General features: G+C 60.2%; 6 protein-coding genes. 1 reads left to right on the top strand and 5 read right to left on the bottom strand.

All coding sequences use genetic code 11. From position 1 onward, the window contains the following. Window positions 1-30: 30 nt before the first annotated feature. From HX846_RS15010 to HX846_RS14990, 5 genes are all read right to left on the bottom strand, one after another. Window positions 31-402: a glutathione S-transferase N-terminal domain-containing protein gene (locus HX846_RS15010; RefSeq protein ID WP_063031984.1), complete on the bottom strand. Its 372-nt coding sequence runs from the start codon at window positions 400-402 to the stop codon at window positions 31-33. Between the two features lie 103 nt (window positions 403-505). Beyond that, on the bottom strand, window positions 506-1,051 hold the full coding sequence (gene folE / locus HX846_RS15005) for a GTP cyclohydrolase I FolE (protein WP_003204506.1): 546 nt from the start codon (window positions 1,049-1,051) through the stop codon (window positions 506-508). 79 nt (window positions 1,052-1,130) lie between these two features. Further along, window positions 1,131-1,688, bottom strand: a complete 558-nt coding sequence (locus HX846_RS15000) for a Smr/MutS family protein (RefSeq protein WP_003213135.1) — start codon at window positions 1,686-1,688, stop codon at window positions 1,131-1,133. Between the two features lie 75 nt (window positions 1,689-1,763). Then, window positions 1,764-2,084: a hypothetical protein gene (locus HX846_RS14995; RefSeq protein WP_003213133.1), complete on the bottom strand. Its 321-nt coding sequence runs from the start codon at window positions 2,082-2,084 to the stop codon at window positions 1,764-1,766. Window positions 2,085-2,214: 130 nt separating this feature from the next. After that, window positions 2,215-2,805 (bottom strand): cysteine hydrolase family protein, encoded by a 591-nt coding sequence (locus HX846_RS14990; RefSeq protein WP_008433198.1) that lies wholly within the window; start codon window positions 2,803-2,805, stop codon window positions 2,215-2,217. Between the two features lie 240 nt (window positions 2,806-3,045). Here HX846_RS14990 and prmB point away from each other — a divergent pair, with 240 nt between their 5' ends. Continuing rightward, window positions 3,046-3,954 (top strand): 50S ribosomal protein L3 N(5)-glutamine methyltransferase, encoded by a 909-nt coding sequence (prmB, locus tag HX846_RS14985; protein ID WP_003213129.1) that lies wholly within the window; start codon window positions 3,046-3,048, stop codon window positions 3,952-3,954. Window positions 3,955-4,170: the final 216 nt, after the last annotated feature.

The raw sequence follows: 4,170 nt of genomic DNA, 5'->3' as shown, positions 1-4,170 counted from the left end.
CCCGCTCCCACACTGGATTCTCGCTGTTTGTCAGACCGCCGCAAACCGCTTGTCGAGGTAATCGATGATCACCTTGGAGTCGTACATCCAGGTGGTCTGGCCGTTCTCTTCGATGCGCAGGCATGGCACCTTGATCTTGCCGCCTTGCTCCAGCAGGGTCTGGCGGTCCTGCTCGTTGTTCTTCGCATCCTTCAAGGCCACCGGCACGTTCAGGCGGTGCAGGGTGCGGCGGGTCTTCACGCAGAACGGGCAGGCGTGGAATTGATACAGGGTCAGGTCCTTGGCCGCTGCGTTCACCTGCGCCTGTTGTTCGGCAGGGCGCTGCTTTTTGCGCGGACGGGTCAGGAAGTCGCCGGCGATGATGACGTGGCCGAGGCCCACTCGAAGTGCTTTGACGAACATGGCTGAAACCTCTTGCCCTAGACTTAAGGGGGCGCAGCTTACCTGATTTTTCACAGGCGAAAAAAAACCGGCGATGAACGCCGGTTTTTCCAGGTGCCGCGTATTACTTGATCAGGCTGAGAAACTCGCTGCGGGTCGCCGCGTTTTCGCGGAACTCACCCAGCATCACCGACGTGATCATCGACGAATTCTGCTTCTCCACACCGCGCATCATCATGCACATGTGCTTGGCCTCGATCACCACTGCAACGCCCAGGGCGCCGGTGACCTGCTGGACCGCATCGGCGATCTGGCGGCTGAGGTTTTCCTGGATCTGCAGGCGGCGGGCATACATATCGACGATACGCGCGACCTTCGACAGGCCCAGCACTTTGCCGCTCGGGATATACGCGACGTGAGCCTTGCCGATGAACGGCAGCAGGTGGTGTTCGCACAGCGAGTACAACTCGATGTCCTTGACCAGCACCATTTCGCTGTTGTCAGAGCTGAACAAGGCACCGTTGGTGACTTCTTCGAGGGTCTGTTCATAACCGCGGCAGAGATACTGCATGGCCTTGGCGGCACGTTTTGGCGTGTCGAGCAGGCCCTCGCGGGAAACGTCCTCGCCGAGCTGGCCGAGGATCGCGGTGTAATTCTGTTCCAGGGACATGAAACTACCTAGTGGGATTTTCGCAAAGGGCAAGGGTACGGCGGCCAACACATCGCTGCAAGCCTGACGATGGCACTTGTTACTCGTCGCGGCCTTCCATCATGGTGCGCTTGAGCATCACATACACCGCGCCAGCGCCGCCGTGACGTGGCTGGCATGAGGTAAAACCCAGCACCTGGGAGTGCTGGCGCAACCAGGTGTTGACGTGGCTTTTGATCATCGGCCGCTTGCCGTCCAGGCGCACGGCCTTGCCGTGGGTGACGCGCACGCAGCGGATTTCGAATTTGGTGGCTTCGGCGAGGAACGCCCAGAGGGTTTCGCGGGCTTTTTCGACGGTCATGCCGTGCAGGTCGAGACTGCCCTCGAACGGGATCTGGCCGACCTTGAGCTTGCGCATCTGGCTTTCCTGCACGCCGTCGCGGGCCCACATCAACTCGTCTTCGGGACCTACATCGATAACGAATTGATCCGACAGGCCGTCCACGGTGGTGGCGTCCGTGCGCACGGTCGCGGCCTGGCGCAGCTTGGCGATCTGGGCGCGATCGGTCTTGGGTTTGCCGGTGTCGGCGCGATCATGCTTGATCGGCTTGACGCCGCGCAGCTCGTTCTTGAATAGGGAAAAATCGTCGTCTTGCATGTCAGCCTCCGCGAAGGGCGGGCAGTTTACCTAATCGCGGCGGCTTGATGCGCAACAAACGCTATCTGTGCGCCATCAGTCGTGCTTTTTCATCAGGTGCGAAGCGATGTTCAGTGACAGCGGTTGGCGCATGCGCCGACGGCAACGGCGCCACAGCCATACGCCGAACCACAGCACCAGCAGGCCGATGACCAAGAGTATTGCAGAACCGCCAGGGCTGGCATTCAGCTCGCCCAGGGCCGGTGAGTGTCCAACCAAACCAGCGCCGCCAGCAATTGCCAGTAGTACGCCACCTATCGCCAACAGCGCGGCAAAGCCGGCGCCGATGCGCAGACGCCAGTTGCTCGGGCCCTTGGGGCGCAAGCGACGAGCATCAAAACCATCGGATATCTTCATTCCGACCTTTCCTCCAGGGTATCGGCCCTTCGACCGGAAGATACACAGGTTGTTCCGGGTACAGAGGCAATTGCAGCAAATGACAGGTATTTGCGGATGAGCGGGCGGCTACCCGCTCATCGAAGGTCGATCAGATCAGATCTTTGGTCAAGGCGAGGGTGGCGAAGTTGTCAGCCATGATGGCCATTTCAGTCTGCTGCACGTGGTCGGCGCTGAGGATGCCGCCCTTGTAAGGCAGGTCGCGGGTGGCGCAGGCGTCTTCCACCAGGGTGCAGCGAAAGCCCAGGTTTTTTGCCGCACGCACCGTGGTGCTGACGCTGGAGTGGCTCATGAAGCCGCAGACGATCAGGTCCAGGGAACCGAGGTCTTGCAGGTGTTTCTCCAGGCCGGTGCCGTGGAAGGCGCTGGGCAGCAGCTTGCCGATGATGGTTTCGTCGGCCTGTGGCTCAAGGCCAGGAATGAACTCACCGCGCTCGCCCTGAGGGTCAAACAACCCGCCGACAGTGCCCAGGTGGCGCACATGCACGATCGGGCGCCCGGCGTTGCGCGCGGCAGCCGCCAGTTGCTTGATATTTTCGACAGCAGCGTCCATGCCCGAGAGGGCGAGGGGACCACTGAGGTATTCCTTCTGGGCGTCGATGATCACGAGGGTCGCATGGTTCAGGTTCGCCGCTGCGTAACCACGACCGCTGAGTTGAAACATCGTCTTTGGAACGGACATTCTGGGGCTCCTGTGAGTGGGGCTTTTGTGACATTGTCCTCTGGCTGAGCGCTTCTGTGAATCGCTACCATCGTAAGGTACGCCGTTGTTGGCGTGCAGCGATGTCAATAGGGCACTACGTTTAGGCAAAAACCACGTTTAAGATGAAATCCGACGTGCGGCAAAGGGTTTTTTCGTACATCGTCGGTACAGCTTAAGACTGTTAGAATCGCCGGTCGTTTTTTCCAGGAGCTTGCCCCCGTGATCACTTCCCGCCTGCGCACCTTGCGCGACCACATCCGATGGGCCGTCAGCCGTTTCCATGGGGAAGACCTGTTTTTTGGCCATGGCACCGACAACGCCTGGGACGAAGCCCGGCAACTGGTGCTCGGCGCCTTGCACCTGCCATGGGAAATTGCCGACAGTTACCTGGATTGCAACCTGGAAGAAGAGGAAATCTCCCACGTGCAACGGTTGCTGCACCGCCGTATCCACGAGCGTGTGCCGACCGCTTACCTGTTGAAGGAAGCCTGGTTCTGCGGCATGTCGTTTATCGTTGATGAGCGTGTATTGATTCCCCGCTCACCGATTGGCGAACTGATCGAAAACCGCTTCGAACCGTGGCTGGGCACACCGCCGGCACGCATTCTGGACCTGTGCACCGGTTCCGGTTGCATCGGTATTGCCTGCGCCTACGAGTTCCAGGACGCCGAAGTGGTACTGGGCGACCTGTCCTTCGAAGCGCTGGAGGTGGCCAACCAGAACATCGAGCGCCATGGCGTCGATGAGCGCGTGTATACCGTTCAGGGCGACGGCTTTGATGGTTTGCCGGGCCAGCGTTTTGACCTGATCGTGTCCAACCCGCCGTATGTCGACGCCGAAGACTTTGCCGACATGCCGGATGAATACCAGCACGAGCCGGAGCTGGGCCTGGCCTGCGGTGACGACGGCTTGAACCTGGTTCGGCGGATGCTGGCCGAGGCGGCAGATCACTTGACCGAGAAGGGCTTGCTGATTGTCGAGGTGGGCAACAGCCAGGTTCACGTCGAGGCGTTGTACCCCGAAGTGGACTTCGCCTGGCTGGAGTTCCAGCGCGGCGGGCATGGCGTGTTCATGTTGACGGCCGAGCAGTGCCGGGCGCATCAGGCGGTGTTTGCCGCCAGGGTTTAACCGCTTCCAAGTGGGTAACGCGGTCAGTGTGGGAGCGGGCTTGCTCGCGAATGCGGTGTATCAGTTGATACATCCGGTGACTGACACACCGCATTCGCGAGCAAGCCCGCTCCCACATTTTGATCTCTATCTTCTCCAAGGCATACTTGCCACCTCTCGCTCGCCAGAACCAAAAACAGCCCCATGCGTATCCACGTCAGCTTCATCGACCGCGTC

The sequence above is a fragment of the Pseudomonas sp. K5002 genome (assembly GCF_013386655.1).
Taxonomy (GTDB): Bacteria; Pseudomonadota; Gammaproteobacteria; order Pseudomonadales; family Pseudomonadaceae; genus Aquipseudomonas.
This window is presented reverse-complemented; position numbering and strand designations above follow the sequence as displayed.

Coding starts and splice junctions, on each gene's coding strand:
- HX846_RS15010 (WP_063031984.1), bottom strand. CDS start 402: ATGTTCGTCAAAGCACTTCGAGTGGGCCTCGGCCACGTCATCATCGCC.
- folE (WP_003204506.1), bottom strand. CDS start 1,051: ATGTCCCTGGAACAGAATTACACCGCGATCCTCGGCCAGCTCGGCGAG.
- HX846_RS15000 (WP_003213135.1), bottom strand. CDS start 1,688: ATGCAAGACGACGATTTTTCCCTATTCAAGAACGAGCTGCGCGGCGTC.
- HX846_RS14995 (WP_003213133.1), bottom strand. CDS start 2,084: ATGAAGATATCCGATGGTTTTGATGCTCGTCGCTTGCGCCCCAAGGGC.
- HX846_RS14990 (WP_008433198.1), bottom strand. CDS start 2,805: ATGTCCGTTCCAAAGACGATGTTTCAACTCAGCGGTCGTGGTTACGCA.